Origin of the sequence: Moorena producens PAL-8-15-08-1 (assembly GCF_001767235.1) — a bacterium.
Taxonomy (GTDB): domain Bacteria; phylum Cyanobacteriota; class Cyanobacteriia; order Cyanobacteriales; family Coleofasciculaceae; genus Moorena; species Moorena producens_A.
The window spans coordinates 9,456,506-9,481,517 of record NZ_CP017599.1 but is presented as its reverse complement, the minus strand read 5'-3'; the positions used below and the strand labels follow the sequence as shown (position 1 = coordinate 9,481,517).

General features: G+C 43.0%; 16 protein-coding genes and 5 pseudogenes. 11 read left to right on the top strand and 10 right to left on the bottom strand.

Features of this window, described 5'->3' with window-relative positions; translation table 11 throughout:
• The first annotated feature begins 779 nt into the window (after positions 1–779).
• From BJP34_RS34765 to BJP34_RS34750, 4 genes and pseudogenes are all read left to right on the top strand, one after another.
• Positions 780–2,357, top strand: a complete 1,578-nt coding sequence (locus tag BJP34_RS34765) for a mechanosensitive ion channel family protein (protein WP_070396274.1) — start codon at positions 780–782, stop codon at positions 2,355–2,357.
• Positions 2,358–3,093: 736 nt separating this feature from the next.
• Positions 3,094–3,660: a nicotinate-nucleotide adenylyltransferase gene (locus tag BJP34_RS34760; protein WP_070396273.1), complete on the top strand. Its 567-nt coding sequence runs from the start codon at positions 3,094–3,096 to the stop codon at positions 3,658–3,660.
• Positions 3,657–4,409, top strand: a pseudogene (locus tag BJP34_RS34755) (NUDIX hydrolase). Before BJP34_RS34760 ends, BJP34_RS34755 begins: the two are co-directional and overlap by 4 nt.
• A gap of 22 nt (positions 4,410–4,431) precedes the next feature.
• Entirely contained in the window at positions 4,432–4,797 is a 366-nt protein-coding gene (locus tag BJP34_RS34750; protein WP_070396272.1) for a response regulator, read from the top strand.
• Positions 4,798–4,818: 21 nt separating this feature from the next.
• Here BJP34_RS34750 and BJP34_RS41805 read toward each other — a convergent pair whose 3' ends face one another.
• Complete coding sequence (locus BJP34_RS41805) at positions 4,819–5,052, bottom strand: hypothetical protein (protein WP_149031346.1); 234 nt, start codon at positions 5,050–5,052, stop codon at positions 4,819–4,821.
• Between the two features lie 4 nt (positions 5,053–5,056).
• Positions 5,057–5,239, bottom strand: coding sequence for a hypothetical protein (locus BJP34_RS34745; protein WP_070396271.1), 183 nt, complete (start codon positions 5,237–5,239; stop codon positions 5,057–5,059).
• 456 nt (positions 5,240–5,695) lie between these two features.
• Between BJP34_RS34745 and BJP34_RS34740 the strand changes: the two genes are divergently transcribed.
• Positions 5,696–7,576: an NAD+ synthase gene (locus BJP34_RS34740; RefSeq protein ID WP_070396270.1), complete on the top strand. Its 1,881-nt coding sequence runs from the start codon at positions 5,696–5,698 to the stop codon at positions 7,574–7,576.
• A 224-nt stretch (positions 7,577–7,800) separates the two neighbouring features.
• On the opposite strand, the gene BJP34_RS48215 is transcribed toward BJP34_RS34740, so the two are convergent.
• From BJP34_RS48215 to BJP34_RS34715, 7 genes and pseudogenes are all read right to left on the bottom strand, one after another.
• The gene (locus BJP34_RS48215) at positions 7,801–8,151 is read right to left on the bottom strand and encodes an HNH endonuclease (RefSeq protein WP_229424176.1); all 351 of its coding nucleotides are present in this window, start codon (positions 8,149–8,151) and stop codon (positions 7,801–7,803) included.
• A gap of 6 nt (positions 8,152–8,157) precedes the next feature.
• Positions 8,158–8,337 (bottom strand): annotated as a pseudogene (locus BJP34_RS49845) (group II intron maturase-specific domain-containing protein); the annotation flags it as partial.
• 171 nt (positions 8,338–8,508) lie between these two features.
• On the bottom strand, positions 8,509–9,438 hold the full coding sequence (locus tag BJP34_RS34730; RefSeq protein ID WP_324610996.1) for a reverse transcriptase domain-containing protein: 930 nt from the start codon (positions 9,436–9,438) through the stop codon (positions 8,509–8,511).
• Positions 9,439–10,097: 659 nt separating this feature from the next.
• A pseudogene (locus BJP34_RS48205) lies at positions 10,098–10,325 on the bottom strand (RNA-guided endonuclease TnpB family protein); the annotation flags it as partial.
• Positions 10,326–10,438: 113 nt separating this feature from the next.
• Complete coding sequence (locus BJP34_RS34720) at positions 10,439–11,665, bottom strand: group II intron reverse transcriptase (protein ID WP_324611094.1); 1,227 nt, start codon at positions 11,663–11,665, stop codon at positions 10,439–10,441.
• A 64-nt stretch (positions 11,666–11,729) separates the two neighbouring features.
• The gene (locus BJP34_RS50230) at positions 11,730–12,158 is read right to left on the bottom strand and encodes a reverse transcriptase N-terminal domain-containing protein (protein WP_324610957.1); all 429 of its coding nucleotides are present in this window, start codon (positions 12,156–12,158) and stop codon (positions 11,730–11,732) included.
• A gap of 580 nt (positions 12,159–12,738) precedes the next feature.
• Positions 12,739–13,722: pseudogene (locus BJP34_RS34715) on the bottom strand (RNA-guided endonuclease InsQ/TnpB family protein); the annotation flags it as partial.
• Between the two features lie 243 nt (positions 13,723–13,965).
• On the opposite strand from BJP34_RS34715, the gene BJP34_RS34710 reads away from it, so the two are divergent.
• The 5 genes from BJP34_RS34710 to BJP34_RS34690 all read left to right on the top strand — a co-directional run bounded on the left by BJP34_RS34710 (position 13,966) and on the right by BJP34_RS34690 (position 22,464).
• Positions 13,966–14,127 carry a hypothetical protein gene (locus BJP34_RS34710; RefSeq protein WP_229424175.1) on the top strand — a complete coding sequence of 54 codons (162 nt, stop codon included), beginning with the start codon at positions 13,966–13,968 and terminating at the stop codon, positions 14,125–14,127.
• Between the two features lie 1,206 nt (positions 14,128–15,333).
• Entirely contained in the window at positions 15,334–16,536 is a 1,203-nt protein-coding gene (locus tag BJP34_RS34705; RefSeq protein ID WP_158517648.1) for a sensor histidine kinase, read from the top strand.
• Between the two features lie 1,339 nt (positions 16,537–17,875).
• Positions 17,876–19,678: a GGDEF domain-containing response regulator gene (locus tag BJP34_RS34700; RefSeq protein WP_070396266.1), complete on the top strand. Its 1,803-nt coding sequence runs from the start codon at positions 17,876–17,878 to the stop codon at positions 19,676–19,678.
• A 158-nt stretch (positions 19,679–19,836) separates the two neighbouring features.
• Complete coding sequence (locus BJP34_RS34695) at positions 19,837–20,607, top strand: hypothetical protein (protein WP_229424174.1); 771 nt, start codon at positions 19,837–19,839, stop codon at positions 20,605–20,607.
• Between the two features lie 96 nt (positions 20,608–20,703).
• The gene (locus tag BJP34_RS34690) at positions 20,704–22,464 is read left to right on the top strand and encodes a tetratricopeptide repeat protein (RefSeq protein WP_070396264.1); all 1,761 of its coding nucleotides are present in this window, start codon (positions 20,704–20,706) and stop codon (positions 22,462–22,464) included.
• Here the strand turns inward: BJP34_RS34690 and BJP34_RS48200 are convergent.
• Positions 22,426–23,757 (bottom strand): annotated as a pseudogene (locus BJP34_RS48200) (RNA-guided endonuclease InsQ/TnpB family protein). The gene BJP34_RS34690 and the pseudogene BJP34_RS48200 overlap by 39 nt on opposite strands.
• 131 nt (positions 23,758–23,888) lie before the next feature.
• Here BJP34_RS48200 and BJP34_RS34680 point away from each other — a divergent pair.
• Positions 23,889–24,887, top strand: a complete 999-nt coding sequence (locus tag BJP34_RS34680; RefSeq protein WP_070396263.1) for a hypothetical protein — start codon at positions 23,889–23,891, stop codon at positions 24,885–24,887.
• The last annotated feature ends 125 nt before the right edge of the window (positions 24,888–25,012 follow it).

The window sequence follows — 25,012 nt, the reverse complement described above, 5'->3', positions numbered from 1 at the left end:
AATCACCAATAATTAATAGACTTAAGTCTAGCCAATTAAACCTTTTTTAAAAACCCTGCCTAAACAAACCAAAATATTCCTTAAAACTTTTATACAAAACTATTTTGCAATTTAATCAATAGTTTTTATATTTTATTTTTTATCTTTACTTTATTATATCTATTACTTGTTTTTAAAATAGCGGTTCTGATATTAATGAGGTATACAGAATGTTTTACCGATTCCCGATTCCCGATTCTCTGTAATAGAGCCATAGCAATTGCTTTTAGGTAAGATCCTCATGGTGATGACAGGGACTTCCGTGCTATTAATTGGATTAACTAATAGCTAGTAACCCTTCAGCTATCAGCCTCTCAGTAGTCAGCTTTGGAAGGGTTAACTTCTGTTGCTCTCATCGGAATGTTGGCTTTTCCAGGTTTAGATACCTGTCTAATGTTCTCATTAAATAAAACAATAGACCATTAAGCCTTATAAGCAAAGATTATAAAGCATCAGTAAAAATAGGGATAAATAATGAATAAAATGTTAAAAAAATGTGAAGTTAAGCTGAAGGGATGATCTCAGCTCAAGTTGCGCTCAAATGGCCCAGATCGACCTAGGCGTCTCCTGTCCATGGAACACTGCCAAGAAAAACGTTTTGAAACCTTCATGAACTTATGGCTATGAGGCGGTGTATTAACCTTCCTGTAGTGGTATCAATTTAATTGTAGTTAATAATATAATTAATATTTAATGAGTAAAGTATTGTATTATACTGAAAGGTTGAGCTGATTTGTTAAGTGAACAACATAATTATTATCTTGGCTGAAGTCAGCCTGGTCATCGTAGTTTTCTATCTAGTCAACTGGCTGGTGGGCATACTATTCAAGCAACTGATCACAGTTGCTTGGTTCCAAAAGGTGAACAGCAATGCTAGAAACCTCCGCCGGAACCTCCAGGCGCTGATCGTTATCTGTTGTATAGCGCTATGCCTTGTAATTGTTGGTGGCAACGGTTGGCTGATCTATCGTGGGAAAGACCTCAAGGAATACACACTCGGGTTAGTCAGCAATATTCCCAAAGGATTCTGGATAACCCTTGGCACTGGGTTAGGCAAATGCATCTGCCTTCTGATGCTAGTTGCGTTCGCCATGAAACCCTTGCAGCGTTTGCTCAACTATGGCTGTGTTCGGGCAAAGAAACTAGAACAAATCACTGCTAGTGATGAAAGCATTGAGGATTTCTTTAGTTACTTAACCAAAATCCTCACCACTGGACTCTGGCTGCTGTCTGTCATCTGGTGCATCCAATTTCTGAAAGTGCCAGAATCCACAACTAAGTATCTGTACGTTCCTCTGAACATCTATCTGATTATTGGAATCGGGTTGCTGATTCTAAGATCGGTCGTCATCATTATCGATAGCATAGACACCCTGATTCTTGAATACTCTAGCCCTGAGAATAGCCTGCGATTATATAACAATATTAGGCATCTGATTCCTTTTTTTAAGCGGTGCCTAGAATATGTAATATATGTTAGCATGGCAACCCTTGTGGTTGAGCAGATCGAGATAATTGCTAACTTAGCCACCTATGGGTCAAAAGCTGTCAAAATTATCGGTATCATATCCCTGAGTCGTGGCTTGATCGTGATCGCCAATTTGTTCCTCGAAGAAGCACTGCTGAGCTCCCCGAAGCTGACTGATGTGCAGCGAAAGAAGCGGTTAACGATTATTCCGGTACTAGAGAGTTTACTGAAGTACTTGATTTACTTCGGTTCGGGTATATTGATCCTCAATACCATAGAAATTGATGCCACCCCAATCCTAGCGGGGGCTGGCATTGTGGGGCTAGCGGTCGGTCTGGGGGCGCAGAATCTCATTAACGATATGGTTAGTGGATTCTTTATCCTCTTTGAAAACTACTACCTGGTAGGTGACTATATCCAGACAGGGGAAGCCGAGGGCATTGTAGAGGCGATTGAACTGAGAACTACCCGTATTCGACACTTCAATGGTCAAATGCATATTATTCGGAACGGGGATATTGGCTCAATTACCAACTACTCCAAGGACTATATCTATGCTGTAGTGGAAGTTGGCATAGAATATGATGCTGACCTCGATCACGTGTACAGGGTGATCGAAAAGGTGGGACACCAGTTAAAAGAGAAGTATTCCGAGGTACTTGAACCGACCAAGGTGGATGGAATCGAGGAATTTGGGGATTTTGATCTGTCCATACGAACCATTACCAAAGTTAAACCAGGAAAGCACCGCCTGATTAAGCTAGTGCTTCGTAAAATGATCAAGGATTTCTTTGACCAGGAGGGAATTGAATTAAACGCTCAGGATCCGGTGTTTATTTTGAAACAATAGGGTTGAAACAATAGTGCCTAAGCGATAGCGCTACGCGCACGCTGCGCGAACGAGGTGAGATCCCAGCAGTTGATCAGGTGCTTGAAACTCCCGCAGTTTCAGGGGCTTTGCACTTTTAGACAGATGATTGGTAGTGGGATGGAAGAGATGGAAGAGGGTGAAGAGAAGAAAGTAAGCTCTGAAGCATCTATATCAGGCATCTATGGGTTTAATCTACATCTAATTGATTTATAAATTGAATCGGCAAGGGTAAAGGATTGCAGAGTTTTTCCCGCTTACTCAAAAATAGACAAGTTAAATAGGCGACAGCTTAGTAGGGTGGGTTAATAACGCACCCTACTCAAGGGAGTTACTGGGTAAGTCGTGATCAGTTGGAGTTCTGGGTAAATCCTATTTGAGTTGCCGGATTTCTCAGGCTCTGTCCATTGTAACGACTGTCATGCCCCCTAGTTGAAGGACTTTTGTCAATCAACTAGGGGGCTATCACCATTGGTATCAGGGCTGAAGCAAATAAGCTATATATAGCGTGTAGTAGTTCAAGCGTTCGCAGCAAAGCGGGACGAAGTCCATCGCATTCTGTTTCCTTTGAGTGAACCCTAAGCCGTGGCGGGTTTAAATTTTATAATTCTGAAGCTAAAACCCAACCCTAGGCTTAGATCGCTTTTCACGCACTAGATACTGAAGAGCAAACCTAATCTCAAACCCCTTTGAGCTTTTAACTAACTTTTAACTAACTATGATCAATATAGCCCTGTTTGGTACCAGTGCAGATCCCCCAACTTGTGCTCATCAAGCCATTCTCCAGTGGCTATCCCATCACTATGACCAAGTGGTGGTTTGGGCCTCAGATAATCCATTCAAGTCTCATCAGACCACCCTAGAACAACGTTCCCACATGCTCAAGTTACTGATTGAGGAGATTGACCCGTATCAAAATCCGATCCGTGTCAGCCCCGACTTGAGTAGCCCGAGAACCTTGGAAACCATAGCACTAGTTAAACAGCGCTGGGGATTACAGGCAAACTTGACTCTGGTGATTGGTACTGATTTAGTCCGTCAGATGCCCCGTTGGTATCAAATTGAACAATTGTTAAAACAAGTACAGTTGCTGGTGATACCTCGTTCAGGATATGGAGTAGATCAGGATAGTTTAGAAAAGTTGAAGCATCTAGGAGCACAATTAGCGATCGCTAATATTACGGTACCATCAGTTTCCTCTACAGCGTATCGTGAGAATGGTGATACAACAGCACTGACTCCTCTGGTTAAGGACTATATCCATCAAGAGCAGTTGTACCAATGACCCAAAGCAGGAATATAAAGGTCAAACTACCAGCTCTAGCCAACGTCCAGGTCAGGGCCCGTCATGTGATTTTTTCCGTCAATACCCAACAAAGCGGCCTTTTGGTACTCCAAGAGCAAGCCTTTCTTGGTAAATGGAGTTTACCAGGAACCTTTGTGTGGCACGGAGAATCATTAGACAATGCTGCCGATTGGATTTGGGCAGAGAAAATTCGAGTTAACAACGTGAGCCTACAGCAACTGTACACTTTCGGAGAACTAGGTCGTTATCCAGCAGAATTGGTTAGGGTCGAGGTTACCTATAACCACCACTACGCCATGGGTTACCTATCCGTGAGTTACTTTGCCCTAGTGCGACTAGAAGAAGCTAAATTCAACACAGATCATGTCAGTGGTATTGCCTGGTATTCCATCGAGCATGTGCCGCAGCTCGCCTTTGACCATAATCAAATTTTGGACTATGGTTATCGGCATTTGCGCAACAAATTGGCAAACAATCCTGTCTCCTTTGAGGTGTTCCGAGATGTATTTACCCTAAATAATATCTATACTATTTATCAACTGTACACTACAGTTTTTTGGAAAAATATCTCGGATTATTATAATTTTAGCCGTCGTCTTTTAAAGCTATTATTCCTGGGTGACACTAGTTGATAATTGTCTCAGGGAGCAGGTGATACCTGATTTTTTTACCGCTTTGATGCGCAGGCATATGCTCGTTTAAAGGATAAACCGTTGGTATTTATGTAGCAATGAAAAAACATCTGTAATTGTGGTTCAGAAAATCCTATTCATTGAGGATGACGATTTCAATCGAGAAGTTATCACTGAATACCTTCAGTTGCAAGGGTATGACGTTTGCGCTTTACCCCATGGGTTAACCATTAAACGAGAGCTCGCCGACTTTCAACCTGACTTGATTCTGCTGGATCTCAAATTACCAGAAGTTGATGGCTTTACCTTGATCGAAAAACTCAAGAAATCCCAATGGGCAACAATCCCTATAGTTATCCTTTCTGCATACTCCTTCCCAGCAGACAAAAAGCGAGCTCTAAGACTAGGGGCTCGTCGTTATCTAGTTAAACCAGCGCTTCTCAGAGAAATAGAACAAGCCATAGAGGAAGAAATAACCAATTGATATCCAGTCAGCTTTTTTTTGTCATTTGTCTTCAGAGCCACAAAGTTGAGCCGCCTGCCAAAGACTGTTGTGGTATACAATATCGATGGTACCGGAGATGATATGAGTTTGAAGTCTTAGGGAGGACTTACGCAAAACTCGACCACAAGCTCCCTTAAGTAGTAAGTAGGGTTGGTTAATAACGCACCTTACAGATAAAGTTGTTGCGTAAATCCTGTTAAGGAAATCATTGACATTGATTGTATCATCAGTCATGGAATTAGTTTTTTGGATTTTGCTGTACGATAAATTCCTCAAGGATTTCGCTCAGGTTCTCTATAGACCGTCCCATCTTAGCAATTTTTGCTTCTGTCTGAGAGAGTCCGAGAACTGCATTTTGAAGTTGGTTGGCTAGACTTTGAATCTCTTCTCGATAACGGTTTTCGAGTTCTTCTACGTTCATGATTTATTTCTGATTACTTAATCTACACTATCAAGGATTAGGTTTGCGTTAGGGTTTACGTTCAAGTTTGCGTTTATGTTTACTTTCGTTAAAAAACTATAATTAATTTATATTTACCTCTAAAAAAAAACAATATATTAATAACAATGAAATTCTCGAAATGAGACCCATAGCTGATTATAAAAATTAGAAATTGTTAAAATTTATTTGTGCCCATAAATTTATCAAATCTATCAGCAGCCAGCTTTGGAGTTTATTTACTAAATTCTTCAAAGAATACTAAAACTAGTCAATTAATACAAAAAAAGCTAATCATGAACCCGTTAGCTTTTATATAAATTTTAAAAAAAAAGACGATATAAACTGTATATTTTCGCCTTTAATTACTAACCAAACCCAGATTACTAAAGATTGTGTGAAGTAGATGGCATAAACTATAAAAAACAAGCAAAAATGATGAAGATTGCGATCGCTCAACTCAACCCCACCATTGGTGATATTACAGGCAACGCTCAACAGATTCTTGAAGTAGCCAACACTGCTGCGAGTCAGGATGTGCGTCTGTTGCTGACACCAGAATTATCCTTGTGTGGCTATCCACCACGAGATTTGCTGCTCAATCCCAAGTTTCGAGAATCGATGACTACACAAGTGCAACAACTAGCTCAGCAGCTACCATTGTCTATAGCTGTTTTGGTGGGGACAGTAACACGGAATACCAAAGCAGAGCTTGCTGGTGGCAAACCTTTATATAACAGCATTGCTCTACTAGAGGGGGGAAAAGTACGGCAGATTTTTCACAAGCGACTCTTGCCCACCTATGATGTTTTCGATGAAAACCGCTACTTTGAACCAGGACGGGAGAGTAATTCCTTCACCATTGATCACCAACCATCAGCAATCACAACTGAGAATGCCCACTCCCCAATTAAAATCGGTGTTACCATTTGCGAAGACTTGTGGAACGATGAAGAGTTTTGGGGCAAACGCAGCTATCAAGTCAATCCGATCACAGACTTAGTTGAACAGGGTGTACACCTAGTGGTCAACTTGTCCGCCTCACCCTATAGCGCGGGTAAACAGAAAACTCGGGAAGCCATGTTGCGCCATAGCGCTAGCCGTTACCATACACCTATCCTCTACGCCAATCAGCTAGGAGGCAATGATGACCTGATATTTGATGGGTGTAGTGTAGCATTTAATCAGGCTGGTGAGATGGTATGTCGCGCCCGTGCCTTTGAAACAGACTTAGTCATTGTGGAATATGACCGAGAAACAAACGATCTGGTCACCCCACCAGAAACAACTATACAGTCTCCACCATCGGCAGCAATAGCACCAGCCCCAGCCAGCCTAGACGAAGAAATTTGGTCAGCCTTAGTCCTAGGAGTCCGAGATTACACCCGTAAGTGTGGTTTTAAAAAAGTCGTAATTGGTTTGAGTGGTGGGATTGATTCTGCTCTTGTGGCTGCTATTGCCACCGCCGCCTTAGGACCAGACAATGTCTTGGGGATTCTCATGCCTTCTCCCTACAGTTCTGACCACTCCGTCAAAGATGCTCTGTCATTAGCACAAAACCTAGGTATTAAGACTCACACCCTAGCCATTGGTTCCTTGATGGAGGGGTTTGACCAAACCTTAGCCTCTCTATTTGCCGGGACAGAGTTTGGTGTGGCTGAAGAGAATATTCAATCCCGAATTCGGGGCAGCTTACTGATGGCGATCGCTAATAAATTTGGCTATCTCCTGCTCTCTACTGGCAACAAGTCAGAGATGGCAGTGGGTTACTGTACCCTCTATGGTGATATGAATGGTGGATTAGCTGTAATTGCCGATGTTCCCAAAACCCGGGTCTACTCCCTATGTCGGTGGCTAAATTCTAGGGCAGAGCAGTCCCAGGTTAATCAGAAGTTGCAGGTTAGTACGGTGAAGGTTGAAGCTTCAGACTCCTCTTCTAAGCTTCAAGCTGATCAGCTTCAACCTAGTAACCTAACCGACTCGAACGCCAAAGGCGAACAACTTTTAGGCCAAACAGAAATTATTCCTGCTAACATTCTAATTAAGCCCCCCAGCGCTGAATTAAAACCTGGTCAAGTAGACCAAGATTCCTTGCCATCTTACGATATCCTAGATGATATTCTGGAGCGACTGATCCACCAGCACCAAGCCCCGGCGCAAATTATTGATGCAGGTCATCAGCCCGAAGTGGTTAACAAAATCATCCGACTAGTCGCTCGTGTTGAATTTAAGCGCCGACAAGCTGCCCCAGGCTTAAAGGTTACTGACCGCGCCTTTGGTACTGGCTGGCGGATGCCAATTGCTAGTCGTTGGCTTTGACATCTCCCCCGGCTAAAGCGCGGGGGATTCTCAAAGGTTGTTACACAGGAGGGTAAACCCGTCCTGCTTCACCTTTATATCGGTATGCTTTAGACAAGTCACTGAATAAGTCATACCGGTGTGGGACTGTCAAGGATGTTAGAGTCGATGTCCCCTATTAAGGGGAGCACCTCTCCTTCAGAACCGGACGTGAGACTTTCGCCTCATCCGGCTCCTGGATATTCTCAGTCTTTTGACCGGCCTTTTGGCTTGCTCCAGTGTATTTCTTGGTGGCAGCTGCGATGAACTGCTATTAAATTCTTAGAGTTCCAATTGTCGTGGTTTCCATCGGTGTGATGAAGGTGTACAGATTCGTCTTCTAAGAATTTCAATCCACAATGTCCACAGGAATGGTTTTGCCTTTTCAATGCTGTTGAAGTAGCATCGGAGTATAGGCGTGAATTCCTTTTACTCCAGTAAACTAAGTCGCCATCATATGGTGACTTGGTCCCCTTTACATTTACGTGTTGATTTTGTTCGTATCCCACCTTAGGGAATGCTTTATCACATAGTTCGTTTGCTTTATACCGGTTCACCTTCTTTTCCTTTCGGAATTTACGATTTGCGGTTTGCCTTATGAACCATAAGCTGTCCCTAGCGCTGCTCATATCGCAGCTACTATGGTGGTTACGCCATCCTCGTACGATGGGGGCTAGTTTCTTTGCTTTTACTTCGGCACCATAATTCGAGTTGTTGACTATGGTTTTAATCTTCTTGCGTATATTCCTGTGATTTTCCTCTGAGGGAATGCACGAGAATTTTCCGTTTTTTCTGACGCGGAATTTCCACCCCAGGAGACGAAACCTTAGAATAAAGAAGCCTTAATTAATAATTTTTAACCCTTTTTTGCATAGTCTGTCCCCTGTAAAGGCTTCTTTATTCTTACGGTAACTTCATAGGAAGTTAAATCCATCTGTCGCTTTGGTTAGCTTAGTCTTTTCTTCGCTGATTTCCATTCCCCTTTCAGCCAGGAATTCCTTGACTTTTTGGAGTATTTTCTCTGCGTTGTCTTTTGGCTTGAGTATAAATACCATGTCGTCTGCGTATCGCAGGCTTGTGTGTATATCCTCTATTCCGTTAAGCGCTACGTTTGCTAGTAAGGGGCTGACCACACCTCCTTGGGGTGTTCCTTGCTCGGTTTCATCTAGGAATTCCGGATTGATGCCTGCTTTTAAGCATCTAAATATCCCCAGTTTTAGACACGCAGGGGCTAGCAATCTATCCATGATTGAGTCGTGTGAGATGCGGTCAAAGCATTTCTTTATGTCTAGCTCAATTATTCTTTTATTTTTACCGTTGCTGTTAGATTTAAGGTGTAAGAATAGACGTTTTTGCACATCTTTTGTGCCTCTACTCGTCCTAAATCCGTAACTGTCGGCGCTGAACGTGGCCTCGTGGGCTGGTTCTAGTGCGAATTTGGCTAAACATTGCCATGCTCGGTCAGCTATGGTTGGTATTTTTAGTATTCTGGTCTTTCCATTCTTTTTAAGGATTGGGTGTTCCCGTAGTCCGCTATGTTTCCAGTCTTGGCCATAGTGGTTCAATACTTCTACCAGTTCCATGCGTTCTCTGTAATCGAGGCTTGACAGGCCGTCAACTCCAGCCGTTTTTTTTCCTTTATTTAGCTGAGTCACTTGACGTACTGCCAAAAGTTGTGCTGCACGAGATTTCAGAATCAGTTTCTGTAAAGACCTGGCTTTCCTTAGGTCTCCGTCTCGAACTGCTTTATATACGCGCTTTTGAAGGCGAAAAAGATTTTGGCGGAGTTTTTTCCACTTCTGGCTTTTCCAAAGTTCACTATGATTAATCATGTGTCTAACCATGCTCTCCTTGAGTTTGTATATTCTGAATATCCGTAGCCAGTTCTTCGGCTACATCCTACCCGGCAGAGAGGATTCGGTTTGGCATAACTTACTGTAGGTTCGACCGGTCTACAGACTCTTGTTTTTGCTGCCGTTTTTACTTGTTCCATCTGTTGGATTGTTCTGGTGATTTAGGGCAGTCCGGAGATGAAACCTTAGAATAGTGGAGCCTTACACCAAAATTTTTAACCCTTTTACCCATAGCCGACTAACTATAAAGGCTCCACTATTCTTGCGGTAACTTCGTTCCCAATTTGCCTATTTCCTTCTCGGAGATTACAACTACCTAGGGGAAAGCGTTGTGAGAATATCGGAAATCAAGTCTCGCATGTACTAGTCAGATTGCGGCTTGGTGCTTAGACACTTTTTCAGGACTTTCACTTCTGTTACCCTTGTCACCTCCCTGTTAGCAGCAGTGTGGCACATCTGATTTGCCTCTGATTCTGCCCTGTTGCCAGCGTCACTCTGCGAGGTTGCCGCCTTGCTCGGTGTGGCCAGATAAGGAGTCACATATCTCTCAATGGGGTGGACTTTCACCACCATCCTTCAGATAGTTAGAATTTTGGGTTATTACCCGCGATTCCCTGAGTCATACCCCTCTAGTTTCTAGAGGCTCCTACTCAGAACAAGCCGCACCCCCTAGACACCTTGGCCATATTGAATGGCTGTGTGCTTACTTTTCTAAGGATGTTGGCAGCGCCGTTTGAGTCGGCGTTGATCAACTTTCCTGAAGCCGTTTGGTAAAGTCCTCGTCTCACTCTTTTTCCTGATGGTTTCCAGCACAAGCCCGAAGGGCACGCTTCGCGAACGGGTTTTTCACCGTATTTTGGCAAGAAATCATCATCCAATAAAGGTTAAACTAAGTCGGGGGGTCGCCCCCAGCCGACTCGTCTTCAAAACCGTACGTGACAGTTTCCCGTCATACGGCTCCTCATGAAAGGAATCATTGTCATTGATACCTCTAAAAGGGATTATCATCTAAGTTTGTTAGATTGATTTTCTTTCTGTGTTTTGCATCGTGGCAGTGTAGGTGAAGTAGCTCAAGATTATTGAGTTGGTCGTTTCCACCGTTTGCGCGTGGTATTATGTGGTGTACTTCCCTAAAATCCCCGTCCCTGAATATGAGTCCACAATGATTGCATTTCCCTTCTTGCCTTTTCAAAAGTGTTCCCTTTTGACTGGTCATCTCGGGATGCTTTTGCATTCTGGTGTTCCAATATATGAGGTCTCCATCGAAAATACTTCTGTCTCCCTTAACTTTGTTGTGCCTGATTATTTTTGTTTTGGCATGTTTAGGTAAATAATTATCTTCACTTGCCATAAATACCCAGTTATCAACCTTAGGAGCTTCGTACCATTTCTTAGGTTTTTCAACCTTGGTTCCCCAATATTTCTTGTTTACCCAGGTCTTGGATTTGTTTGGATGTCTTCTATATCCCCATCTTTGAAGTTTGTTCCAGAGCATGTTATCCAAATCTGAGAAGGTTTCTTTACTTACAACGCATTTGTTGTAGTTACACCATCCTCTTATTATTGGTTTTAGTTTGCTTATTAAAGCTTTTTGGGGAGCAGCCTTGTGTCGGTCAATGACCTTGGATAGCTTTTCCCAATGCTCTTTCACTCTTTTCTTCGAGGGTTTGATGAGGGTTTTGAATCCTTGCTTAGATTGGTGTCTTCCCGTCTGATATTGACGTACATTAAATCCTAAGAATTCAAAGCCGTTTGAGGTGTGTACCAATCTGGTTTTTGTGGATTTTAGTTCCAGGCCAATTTCTTCCAACCACTTTATGATGATTCTTTGACATTCTTCTACCACTTCTTTGGATTTGTGCATTATGACGAAGTCATCTGCATATCGGATTAGACTTAATGCCGTTTTATTTCTCCGTTTATTTCCGGGTAAGGTTTCGGCGTATTCCTTTATCCTGTTTTCCATTCCGTGGAGGGCTATGTTCGCCAGAAGTGGAGATATTATTCCACCTTGGGGAGTACCTTCGTCTGTCGATGTGAATATTCCTTCATCCATTACCCCGGCTTTTAACCAACCTTTGATTAACCGTTTCATGGATGGGTAGGTATTCAGTTTATTTAGAAGAGCATCGTGGTTGATTTTGTCAAAACATTTGGCAATATCGGCATCTAATACCCATTTGGGCATTTGTTTGATGCTTTTAAATATTGCTTGTATGGCGTCATGACATGACCTTCCTGGTCTGAACCCGTATGAGTTTGGCTCGAAACGTGCTTCCCATTCAGGTTAAACATGCCTGTTTGGTAAGGGCTTGGAGCGCTCTGTCGTATATGGTGGGTATCCCAAGGGGGCGTTTTTCTTTACGACCGGGTTTGTCTATCCATACTCTGCGGGTAGGTTGAGGTCGTTTGTGTATTTTAAGGTTGGCTACTAAGACTAGGCGCTGCTTGTTGGTTAAAGCTTTTCTCCCGTCTATTCCGGCAGTCTTTTTACCTTTGTTCTGTTGTGTTACCTTCCTCACCGCTAGCATTTTTGCAGACCAGGACTTCATCAGTGTTTTTTGTACCCTTCTTACCACGCGAACATCGCCACGCTGAGAGGCTTGATATATCCGTTTTTGCAACTTAAACACAGTTCGTTCTAGTTTTCGCCAATCGACCTGGTTCCATTCTGACTGTGGGGTAAACCCCCGAGCTTTAGACTTCTTCATTGCTACTCATTGCTATATCCTTTCCTTATCACGTGAATCTGTCTGCGTATCCTAGGTGTTAATCTAGGCGTTAGCTTCTGATTCAATCCTTCTCACATAGGCCATGGGGCTAACTACCTACTCAATGACCGACCTCATTGAGAGCACCTATGGAGTTACTTCGTTCCTGGCAGCCATTCTATTGAACTTTTAGGGTGATACTCTCCACCGAGAACCAGGAAAATCATTATAAGAAAGCGTAATCCTATAATCCTGTTTTGTTCTATAGCTATTTGCATGCAGCGTTTCAGCCTATTACGCTACTTACCAGTTACGATGGTTCTTACGTATCTTCCTCTCGTACCCATGAGTTCTATTGCCTGCTACTAACCCCACCTTTAGGCTGGTAGAGCTTCGCTGTTCGACCCCGCTTTAACCTAGAGTTTGTTATTTCTCAGTGATTAGGGGTAGGGCTGTCACTCGGATTTTGCGAGGGTTGGTCTTTCACCAACATGGTTACCAAGTTCTCAAGGTTTAATACCTTGTGACTAATCCCCCTTTTACCCTTATTGGGTTAGGTTTCTAGTCAACGAATCGCACACGCCTTACTGGTATAGGATTCTTCTGTGATCGTCAGTTTTATTCCGTACTCTGAACAAAGCTGTTCCAGTCTGTCTATAAGTCTTTTTGTGGGAATCACGACAAACTTTTGATTGCCTTTTCTCCCCATATTGGAACAGGTTTTCTGTCCTTCGTTCCAACCAACGACAAGATTACCAATCTTATCTTTAAGGCAACGATTAACAATAAAACGGGCAGCCTTATTTACCGCGTCTCTCATCTGATTGTTTCGCTTTATTTGAATCTGATCTAAAGTCGAATCCCAATATTTTTATGATTTCCCGGCTTTGTAATTTGCCACTAGCCGAGAATACCCTTGATTCATTGATTTGAGTTTTTTTCCATCAATGATAAAGCTTTTTCCAATAGTAGACACGCAAGTCAGCCAGTTATCGCCACCATGGTCTATTCCCATAGCCTGAGAATAATCCAAACTAGAGTTACTCTTCACTGGCTGTTTTCCGTCATCTATGACCCAGTCGATCCATAACTGACCGTAGCAGGGACGAATCGTGACTTCTTTTACCCAATCCGGATCTATAAAACTTGGTGGAGTTAGGATGATTTCAGTTAGCAGTTCTGGTTTGCTTTCTTTGCTAACAGATGGATAAAATAGCCCCTGCTTATAGGTAAGAGCTTGTCGTGGAAATGTAACAGAAAATAACCCTCCTGATTTGCGATACCGGGGAAATCTTGGCCTGTCTACTTCTCCTTTGTAATACAGACCTACTAGCTGGTTGTAGCTCTTGATAGCTTCACCTGCTGTCTTGAGAGTCTGTTGAGCGGATTGAGCTGCCATTGCCTTATAGTGGGGTGACATTTTTAAGGCTTTATCAATTTCTGGATACTTAACACCACACACGTAAGTCTTCCATCCTGCTTTTAGTTCATCTCCACGCCAGTAAGTAGTATAAGCTTCCTGATCCTCTAACCATTTATAATGTTTCTGTTTTGAGTAATAGATAGCACAATTAAATAGACTGTTTGAGTGCTGGCACTGAAATTACCAGAAGGCTTTTTCTTCATCTGAAAAGACAGCTCTTACTGGTATAGTTCTGTACATATTGACAACCTCGACCTATTTGTTATCCTGTTATCAGTATATGCGCAATAACCAAGGATGTCAAGTCAAACTCAAAATAAATCAAAGAAAAGGATGAGAGGGATCCCAGTCCTTCATGACGAGTTAAAAAAACCACACAACATAATGCTTACCGGTAGTTCCTGGAAATGGTTACAACTCTCAGCAAAAGAAGCTGGGATTAGTGCGGGGGAATATGTGGAACGTTGGATTAGAAGTCAAATAAAGGACACGACGCCGATATTTCCAGTCTCTGTTTTTCATCCCGGAGACGAAACCTTAGAATAAGGCAGCCTTAATCATGGAGGCGCGCTTTCCATCGGCGAATGAAATTCGCGCGATTGTCGCGCCTCAAAGTTTTAACCCTTTTGCTCATAGCCGACCAACCATAAAGGCTGCCTTATTCTTGCGGTAACTTCTGACCCCGGCTGAAGCACGGGGGTTCTCAAATTTCAGGAAGTTTTGATAGCATTAGTCTATTAATGATGGCTCTTCCGGCTTTGCGGTGATAAGGCAAGCTTAGATCACGTAATTCCGCCAGTTCCAGCCACATTTATTTTCGATTTTGTGCCTTTTGATACGTTTTAAACCACAGATCCGGAAGAGCCTTAATGATTAGTCATTAATGATTAGTCATTAGTCTTTGGTAATTAGTCATTGCTAAAGACCAGAATACTTATTGTTGACGACAATGGACTAATAACTGGACTAATAACTAATGACTACCTAGCCAGGGAAGTCTTGTTCAAGAAATCCATACTAGGATAGCAGTTTCGTCATCCAGTAAGTGGGACGGTAAAAATAAACGTAATAGTCTGATTGTTGAATTTTCACAGTCTATAGGGTTTTCAGGTGAGATGTGAAACTAAGATTGATGTAAAAAGCGTACAGAAATCCCCGCTAACCTTAATAAGGGGGGTAGGTAACAGTAGGAAAGAGCTCCAAGTATTTTTTGCTGTTATGACAAATCAGAATTGGGTTTCATGATTTATTTGGAAATACTATATGACGTTTACTGTCAGCAGTCAACAGTCAAGGATCAACAAAAAACCTGGTCAATTGCAGCAAAACGGTAAGCCTTCAGGGCTCAGCTGCTCAGGAGTAAGCTAAAGCATCGACGAAAAATCAGGTATTTGGGTCTGGATGCGAGTACCTGATGCGAGTACATAAGTATTCGGGCGATAATGTTCTTTCTTAAAGGTTGGTTGATTCAAGATTACTTGTATCTAAGGGCTGATTAGGAATGGCTGAATTCTGTTCGCGTAGCGTGCGCGAATGCGCATATGCTGAATGCTGACATCGTATTAATTTGCTTATTAATTTACTGGTGCAGTTGGTTAAAATTATCGTGAAAGGGTAAGAGGGAGAGGGAAAACTCAAAATTCCCCTCTATCTTGAGTAGTTAAATTGAAATTTTGCGCCATTTTGGAATGAATTTGTTTGATCACAATCGCTATAATTTCACCACTTCCTACTGCTAGATTGTTGAAATTTGTGCTACACTCTTACCCGATGTATTTGAACCTAGACGCAGCAATTAATAGGGATCCCCTGATTGTATCTCCCGAAACTCTAGTAACAGAGGCAATTGCCCGCATGATCCAGTTGGACTCTAGTTACGTACTTATCCAGTCCCAACGGTCATTAGTAGGCATTTTTACTGAGCGAGATTTGCTGAAGGTCATAGTCGAAGGGATTGGGCTTTCTGGACTAGCGATCGCTGACGTGATGACCACAGAGTTAATTACACAACCAGCTACTGAAGTCGAGAATGTCGAGAATATAGTCAAGCTACTGTCTCGATTGCGCCAACATGGGATTCGTCATCTACCAGTTGTAGAGGAATGTGGGCGACCGACAGGTATCATTACAGAAAATAGTTTGTTGCAAGTGCTAGAACCAGCAACAATGTTGGCTACTAATCAACAGGTGGTAGACCGAGTTAATCAGCCCACTGCTCAACTAGAAGCCACAAATCACGAACTAGAAGCATTCGCCTATTCAGTATCCCACGAGTTAAGCGCTCCACTACGAAGAATTAAGAGTTTTATTAAGGTTCTATCAAACGACTATCATCACCAGTTGGATCTCAAAGCACAACACTATCTCCAACGTATATCTGCTAACAGTCAGCATATGTGGAAACTCATTGACGATTTGCTAGAGCTTTCCAAAGTTAGCGGTGACCCGATGCACTACCAGGAGCTTGATTTGACTAAGATGGTTGCTGAAATTAGGTTAGAACTCACACAAACCCAACCTGAACGGAGCGTGGAATGGGTCATTGCCAAAGGAATTCAGGCCTATGGAGATAGTAGGTTGCTCCGGATTGTTTTACAGAATCTACTCCACAACGCCTGGAAATACACATCCCATCATCCCCAAGCCAGGATTGAATTTGGAATTTGCCCATTGTCCGCACCTCAGATAGAGGGGCAAGAGCAAACCAGTGATCAAGCGATCGCCTATTTTGTCCGGGATGATGGAGCTGGCTTTGATATGGCTGATGCTGACAGATTATTTATCCGTTTTGTACGCTTGCACACCGAAGCTGAGTTTCCTGGCAATGGCATTGGACTCGCTACTGTACAGCGTATTATTCACCGACATGGTGGCAAAGTCTGGGCTAAAAGTGCAATTGAACAAGGAGCAACGTTTTATTTTACCCTTCCACCCTTCACAAATTATTCGCTATAATAACACCATTGCTTCGTCTCCTCCACACCTGAAAACTATTGCAATCACTACTGATATAATGATTAACAATAGTTAAATTAGAATTGATGATATCTGTCCAAACATAAAAATGGCAAAATGGCAGCCATGTGTTTCATTTTTATGATAATACAGGCTTTAAGATGGCTAAGGTAATTACGGCGCTTAGGCAATTTAAGCTGTTAGGAATTAAATTTACAGAAATTGCAGCTTGTTTACCCCCATGCTTGGTGCGGGGGATGAAAACAAGTTAGGGGATGCACACCCCTGGTCTACTTTGTTTGTGATTAGGAGGTGATCTAACTAGTGCAATACGAGACAAAAAAAATAGTATTATCTGGATTCTTGTCTGGGAACATACCCGATGAAACTAATGACCTCCTTGTTTTCTGGTGTGAACAAGCCAACAACCTGCTGTACAAGCAGGCTTGGTAGGCAGTAAGACAGACTTCTAAACGAAAACTGTCAGTATTACACTTACTTTGATGCTTATGACATGTACCGAGTTGGTCGAAAACACAAGAGTATTAAGGTTACCTATGGTCAACGTTGCAAAGATTTCAAGGATAATCCCCACTACAAAGCACTAAGTGTTTAGAGGATATCTCCCAAGTTTTTTGATACTGAATTTTGCCCCCCTAGCCCCCCAACTTTGGGGGGAACAAGAGTCAATTTGCTTCTAAAAGTCCCCCGCCCCCCTAACCCCCCAATTCTGGGGGGAATTAGCGGATGCTTCGCTTTTTTACAGATGGGGACCAACGGGGGCTTGGATGTAGCAAATGGGACTTCTCAGACAACCTCTTAGGAAGGTCAACAGGTACTAAAGTCGGTAGTTAAAGCCTGCTTTTCTTATAACCAATTAGAATCCCCTGTGCTTGACGCGGAGGATAGTTCAATTGTTTTAACTAGTTCTAGTCTAAGTTCTAGTTTAAGTTCGTGGTCTTTGGAGACTTTAGGAGAAGCCATTTATCGGTTGGAATTAAACCTAAAATTACCTGAGTTCGACATAACCAACTATCCTCGGATTCAGGAGCTTGCAGTCAGGAGCTTCCCGTCATAATAATTGATTTTCCAGGAAGTTTTAAGAGAAATTGACTTGGGAATCCACTAATCGTTCTTGCTCCTCCCGCTAACCTTGCTAAATCCTTGTCCTAATTTCTGGATTTTGTATTATGTATACTCATCACAATGCGCCGAATAAGACTAGAGATTTGAGGTAAAATTAAGCAAAATAATGTGGACATTATTAGATGATTAATCTCCGAAGATAAAATCTTTATAATGAAGTATAAAATTAGTGATGAATAAATAGGGTAAATCTATGAATAAACCACTGCGAGTTTTGATTGTTGAAGACTCAGAAGATGATGCTGAATTGCTGGTGTTTGAACTAAACAATGGTGGCTACGAAGCAATTTATGAACGAGTGGAAGCACCAGGAGCAATGAACGAAGCCCTAGATAATAAAGGGTGGGATCTTGTGATTGCTGATTACTTCATGCCTAAGTTTAGCGCCATTGCTGCCTTACTCCTCTTACAAAAAAAAGGGTTAGACTTACCATTTATTATCGTCTCCGGCTCGATTAAGGAAAATATGGCAATCGCTGCTATGAAAGCGGGAGCCCATGACTATTTACTTAAACACCAGTTAGCACGATTAGTTCCGGCGGTGGAGCGGGAGTTAAGAGAAGCAAAGGTGCGCAAAAATTACCGGAAGGCAATCAAGAGGTTACAAGACCTGACGTTTTATGACGAATTAACCGGTTTGCCTAATCGGACATTGTTTTTATACTACCTGCGCCAGTGGTTTAAGCCAGTACAGCCAACTCACAATCGCAAATGTCTACCGATGGCATACCCGATTCTACCAACTCTTTGCTGGGATGAACCCATTGTTGGAAACACTCAGAAGGATAATGTATTTGCTGTCCTATCTGTGACTCTCAGTCGCTACCGAATTATCCAATACAGTCTAGGTGATCTACTCAGTGAACAACTCCTAGTTGCTACTGCTCAACGCTTACAGCAATGCATCGGTGCTCAGGATATAGTGGCGAGGATGGGAGAGAATAAATTTGCGATTTTGCTCTCGAATATCCAAGACTTAGATCAGGTGAAAGAAACAGCTGAGCGTATCCATCAGGAGATTTCCATCCGATTGGAACTCAATGGGCGAGTTGTGTCTTCTAATTGCTACATTGGTATTGTCCTGAGTACCATGGGCTATCAGCAACCGAAAGATTTGCTGCGAGCGGCAGATACGGCGATGTATTATGCCAAATTAGAAGGTATTGGCTCCTCAGAGGTTTTTCATCCTAGTATGCAACAGAGAGCGATTGAGCGACTAGAGTTAGAAACCGACTTACAACAGGCAATTGAATACGAAACATTGCATCTTAATTATCAACCCATTGTGTCCCTGACAACGGGTAAAACTATTGGTTTTGAAGCCTTGGCGAGGTGGCAGCACCGCACTCGCATCAAGATTAGTCCTAGTGAGTTTATTCCGGTAGCAGAAGAAACAGGACTAATTATCCCCCTTGGTGAATGGATTTTGCGGGAAGCCTGCAAACAGTTAAGCCTTTGGCAAGACCAGTTTCCTGATTATTCTTCTTTGAGTATCAGTGTGAATCTGTCTGGTATTCAACTCAACCAACCCCAGCTGATTGACCAGATTGACCAAATCTGCACCACGTTAGAATTGAGTGGGGCTAACTTGAAGCTGGAAATTACTGAGAGTGTGTTGGTGGATAATGCCTCAGTTGCTACCACTATCTTGCATAAACTCAAAGACAGAAATATACAGTTGTGTATCGATGATTTTGGCACCGGATACTCATATTTACCCTATCTTGATTTGCCGATAGATATCCTGAAAATTGATCGTTCTTTTATTAGCAAACAATTTCCAAATGGCAAAAATTTGGATACGGTAGAAGCGATTATAAATTTAGCTAAAAAGCGAAAAATGCAGGTAATTGCTGAGGGCATAGAAACCCAAGAACAAAAGGAGATTTTGCAAGATTTAGGATGTGACTATGGACAAGGATTCTTATTTGATGAAGCCCTGACTGCGGAAACGGTCACTAATTTAATGTTAACCAAGCCAGATAGGTTTTGGTGATCGCTATAGTAGGAATTAAGAAAAGCAAAAGGGTATCCCCCCTTATCTCCGGGAAGATCAGGGGGCAAGCTTGCATGTAAAAGAGGGCAAACATGAAACCTGACTTGGAAAACAGATCCTACACTGCAAGAGCTGAGCATAAACTAGGTGATTCAGTCTTGAGCACGTCTTACCACTCAAGACAATGCACTCAAGAGAATGGACTGAGCACTCAAAACTCAGCACTGAGTTTGCTTAAACGTTTACTAATTGCCACAACGGTGCTGTTGGCTGTTGTCCCTACGACGACTAGTTGCAGTCTATTGGAACGGCAGCCTGGGTCAAACTCTACCTTGGTCTACAAAGGACCAGTTAGGCAGGAAGTGAAAGCTGGTTCATTGATACCAGGCACTGATATTCGGTACATCAGTAGGACGGAGGATAAAACTGCTGAAGTGTTGATCAATGGACAGCGGGCATTTAAGCGCAGTGGTGACTCTCTAGACTGGACTGGAAGCCCCCTGAGGGGAGTTGAAATGGGTCTCAACCAGCGGGTATTAGTTTATAGTGAGGAACGCCTACAAGCTGGTGGTACTGTTCGTCTAACGGTAGATGGGGTATCGTCTAAACCTGGTTGGGTACCGCAGGTACCGGACAAAACAAACCCCAGTCTAGTGGTTTACAAGGTTCCAGTGTTATACCGAGTCAAGCAGGGAGAAACAATTCCTGGAACCACTTTGAGTTATACCGGCAAAACTGAACAAGGTGCGCAGTTGGGTGGATTACCGACCGGAGAGTCTCCGTACCGCCAAGTGGGTGACTCGATTAGTTGGAGAGGGCAATTACGCCCCAGAGTTTATCTCGATTTAGTAGTACGTACTGCCTTTTATAACGAAGACCGTCTGAATGTGACTGGCTTTGCAACAGTTATCCTAGCAATCGGTGGTTGACGGTTGTTCGCCCTTGGCGTCCCTTTTTGGAGTTTGGATGTTAGAGTTAACACTTAAGATGGCTACTTGAATGGCGGGAAGACCCTACATTGGTCGATGGACAACTCTAATGCGATCGCAACTGAAAATCAGCATGCCCTGAAAAAACTGGCGTCGGCAGTAGAAGGGTCTCAGGGACAGTTCAAGCTGATTTTAGCCCGCTGTAATTATATTAGGGTGCGTTTCCGTTTGGTAGCGCAATTACCAACACTCTCGGACCTTGACATTCATACCGTAACCCTTAAACCATCGGACAACGTGCTGTATGACACCATTCGGTCAATACTGGCAGAAGAACGCCCTAGTGCTGTGATGGTGTTGGGCTTAGAATCGGTCCAGAATCTAGCACAGATGCTGAGTGTTACTAATCAAGTGCTCGAAGAGTTTCAGAAAAATCTTCCTTTCCCCTTGGTGTTATGGATTACAGATGACGTTCAGCAGCAACTAACCCAGTTTGCTCCAGATTTCGAGAGTTTGGGGACACCGATAGAATTTGCGTACGCAACAGAAACCTTAATTACTGAACTCCAAGAGACTACCGATGCTATCTTTGACTATATTTTAAAATCCCATAGTATAGCATACTTTGTCCCTACTGATATAGGTGTTCTACGTCACCAGGAAATTGATGCTGCTCTGAAGGATTTACAGCATCGGGGTGAAACCCTTGAACCTGCTCTCAAAGCTAGTATAGAATTCCTTCGCGGTCAAGAGGCTTATGCTAACTCTCAGTTGGGTAGTGCAGTAACTCACTATGAGCAAAGTTTGGCATTTTGGCAACCAGCTCAAACAGACACTGAGAGATCACGAGATCACGAGATCACGAGATCACGAGATCACGAGAGTGGGAATAATGTTTCGTCATCTAATTTACATAACTTAGCAGATCTAGATAACTTAGCAGATCTAAATTACTTAGACGATCTCAATAATTTAGAAAACGGCAGTGATACTACGGTCAATGAGATGACCGTTTCTGATCAGCAATTCCTGGAGCGTCAGGGAATTGTCCTGTTTTACATTGGGTTGTGTTATTTCCAGCAGGGGGAAAAGTCTCGGGAACCAGAAAACTGTCTCTATTGGAACGATGCTAGAGGATTATTCCAGCAGTGTCTTGATAGGTTTGAGCAGTTGAATCGTCATGATTTAGTCACTAAGTTGATCAATCAACTAGGTGAGGTGATGCAACGTCTGGAGGATTGGGATGATTTGTATCACTTGGCTCACAATGCCCTAGGGTTACAGCAACGCCAAATCCTATTAGGGGCGCAAGGTCTGGCACCACTAAAAGCCCAAGCTTACGGATTTTTAGCAGAAGTGGCTCTTAACCAATCTCGTTGGCAAGAGGCTAAGCAAAATGCTCAGAAAGCATTAAACACTATAGGGACAGTTTCCTATGGTGTTGCCCAAGAGGGCACACAGGAAACAGAGGTAACACAGGAAACACAGGGCACAAAACCATCTCTTAACTCAGGAGTCAGCATTCAGGACAATGCACTCGGGACCATGCACTCACTTCAAACGAGTCTCTATCTACTACTGTTAGCTGAATCTGAACAACGGCTGGGTCACCCTGAAGCTGCACTCCAACATCTAGAACAGGCAAGGGTTATTGCACCTCAGAATAATCCTCGGTTTTACAATCGGATTTTTCAGGCTTTGCGATCGCTTTATTTCCAGCAGGGGCAGTATCTCACAGCGTTCCAACTTAAGCAATATCAACAATCCCTAGGGCAACAGTATGGTTGGGGAGGGTTTAGTGACTACTCCCACATCAAATCAAAGATTATGATGTGGGCTTCTCAGATTTACAAATGAGACTTGCTGCTCCACGGCATCTTGTGCCGATTTACCACAGCCATTGAGCGGCAGTCCAACCGCCAATAATCCACGATTTAAAATGTTGATGCCACTGTTCCAGTCCCTGTCAATTTTGACGTTACAACTCGAACAGTGATGAACGCGATTACTTAAACTTTTTTCAACTAATGAGCCACAATTAGAACACTCAATACTTGTTCCCCGTGGATTGACGAACTGGACTAACAAACCGCGTCTTACCGCTACTGCTTGTAATATCTCCAGGAATGCGCCCCAGGCTGCATCATGAGGTGCGACCCGTGGCGAATTTAATTCGCCAACGGAAAGCGCACCTATATTGATTTCGCTAGTTTAGTTCTTGCGAGTCCTTTGATATTTAAATTTTCGTGAGCATAATGGTCGTATTTACTGCATAACCAATGAGCAACTTGATAATGAAATTCTTTTCGGCAACGGGTTAAATGAAGATGCAATAAAGCCACTTTCTTTTTGGCTTTTTCCCAGTTTTTAGACCCCTTGACACGGCGCGACATTACTTGTTGAGCTAAAGCCAATTTGTTTTGAGCCTTACGATAAAACTGAGGAATAGGGATAGCTTCACCGTCTGAGGTGGTTAAAAATTTTTCTAAGCCAACGTCGATACCGACAGCAGATCTAACCGAATCCACAGGTAACAGCTCAGGTACGGTATCATCTTTCATTGAAATGCAACAATACCAACCATGGCCAAAAGGCCACGCTACGCGAACAGCCTTTTTGACGACAGTACACTGTTTAAGTGTAAATCCATCTGGTATTGGTCTATGCATGACCACAGGTATTTCACCAATGCGACTGAGCAATAGAAAGCCATCTTTTAGATGCGCCCCGGCACGGGGGTTGTTCACACGTGGAAACACGAATGACCTTAATTGACCTTGTTTCTTGAACCGAGGTCTTCCCCCGCGTAACCCATGCTTGACAGGCTTCCGCCACCTATCCCATGCTTTTTTGAGTCGTTGTAGGTTAACTTGCTGAGTTTCTGCGTAGATTTGTTTGTACTCAGGGAATAGCTGTTTGGTTTCTTTGAGGGCTGCCTGCTGAGTGTAATAGTTGACCGCTTCTGGAATAACACCTATCGGCTCACTAATCAAATTACATCTATCAATCGGTGAGCGAGTCCGATTGAGCCAATCAAGCCGAAGTCCAACGAGCATAGTTCCAGTGACGACGCAACAATTCAAGCCACCTTTCCATGATGGCTATCTGTTCGGGACTTGGTTTGATTTTGTAGCAGTACGTTAAGATCACTGTGCTATTATACCACTTACAATCGCGCAGCGTGACCTGCATGTCAATCTGTTGAGAACTTCCAGACGCTGTCGGGCAATTCCCCTCCCGTTAAATCGGAGATTATAAGGGGAGACCCCTTGCCCGTATAGTTGGCAGAGGGATTAAACGGAAGAAATTTAGAGACATTCCATCAAACATCCCTACAAAGCCCAAATGGTATTATACAACAATTGCGGCAAAATGAACAGCACAATTTGCGGACAGTACTGATTTTTGACCAGTTTGAAGACTTTTTCGTTGTTTACCTGAATAAAGCTGAGCGACGGCAATTTTTTGAATTCCTAGGAGAGTGTCTTACTACTCCCTCAGTGAAGGTGATTCTGTCGATGCGGGAGGATTATCTCCATTATTTACTGGAATGGGAACGCGCACCATGGTCGGGTAGCGCTAATCCCATGGCCAGTATGGAAATTATTGGCAATGACATATTGAGTAAGCATGTGCGCTATCCTTTAGGGAATTTTTACCGAGATGATGCCAAGTCGGTGATTGAGCAAGTAACTAAACAATCCCATTTGTATCTGGAACCAGCTTTGATTGAAGAATTGGTACAGGATTTAGCTGGGGAGTTATCCGAAGTACGTCCCCTTGAATTGCAGATAGTAGGAGCCCAATTGCAGGCAGAAAGTATTACTACCCTAGAACACTATTGGGAACGGGGTTCAAAGCCAGGATTGATGGCGCGGTATTTGACTGGAGTAGTGGAGGATTGTGGAGCAGAAAATCAGCAGGTGGCGGAACTGGTGCTATATTTACTAACCGATGAAAAAGGCAATCGTCCACTGAAGACCAAGGCTGAGTTAGCTAATCATTTAGGAACAGAAGCTGATCAATTAGAGTTGGTGTTAAGGATTTTAGTAGAGTCGGGCTTAGTGGTTAAGGTACCGGAGCCTGTTGCTGACCGCTATCAATTGGGGCATGATAATCTTGTTTCTTATCTACGACAACGAGCACTGAAGTTAGATGAGTTAATTACAGAACTAAAACCAGCTTATCAGGCTAAGCAGATATTGGCAAACTCTAACCAAAAAGCAACCCATCAGATTAGGATTGGATCAGCAGTATTGAGCATTACATGGGTTAAGTAAAGCTTTCTTGTGGTAAGCATAGGCTGACATTAATGTCAGCCTGTTAGCAACTAATTTATTGGTCACATCCAGCAGTATGTGCAAACACAAAAAGCCTCAGCGCTGGGAGGGTTGCATCTCATATT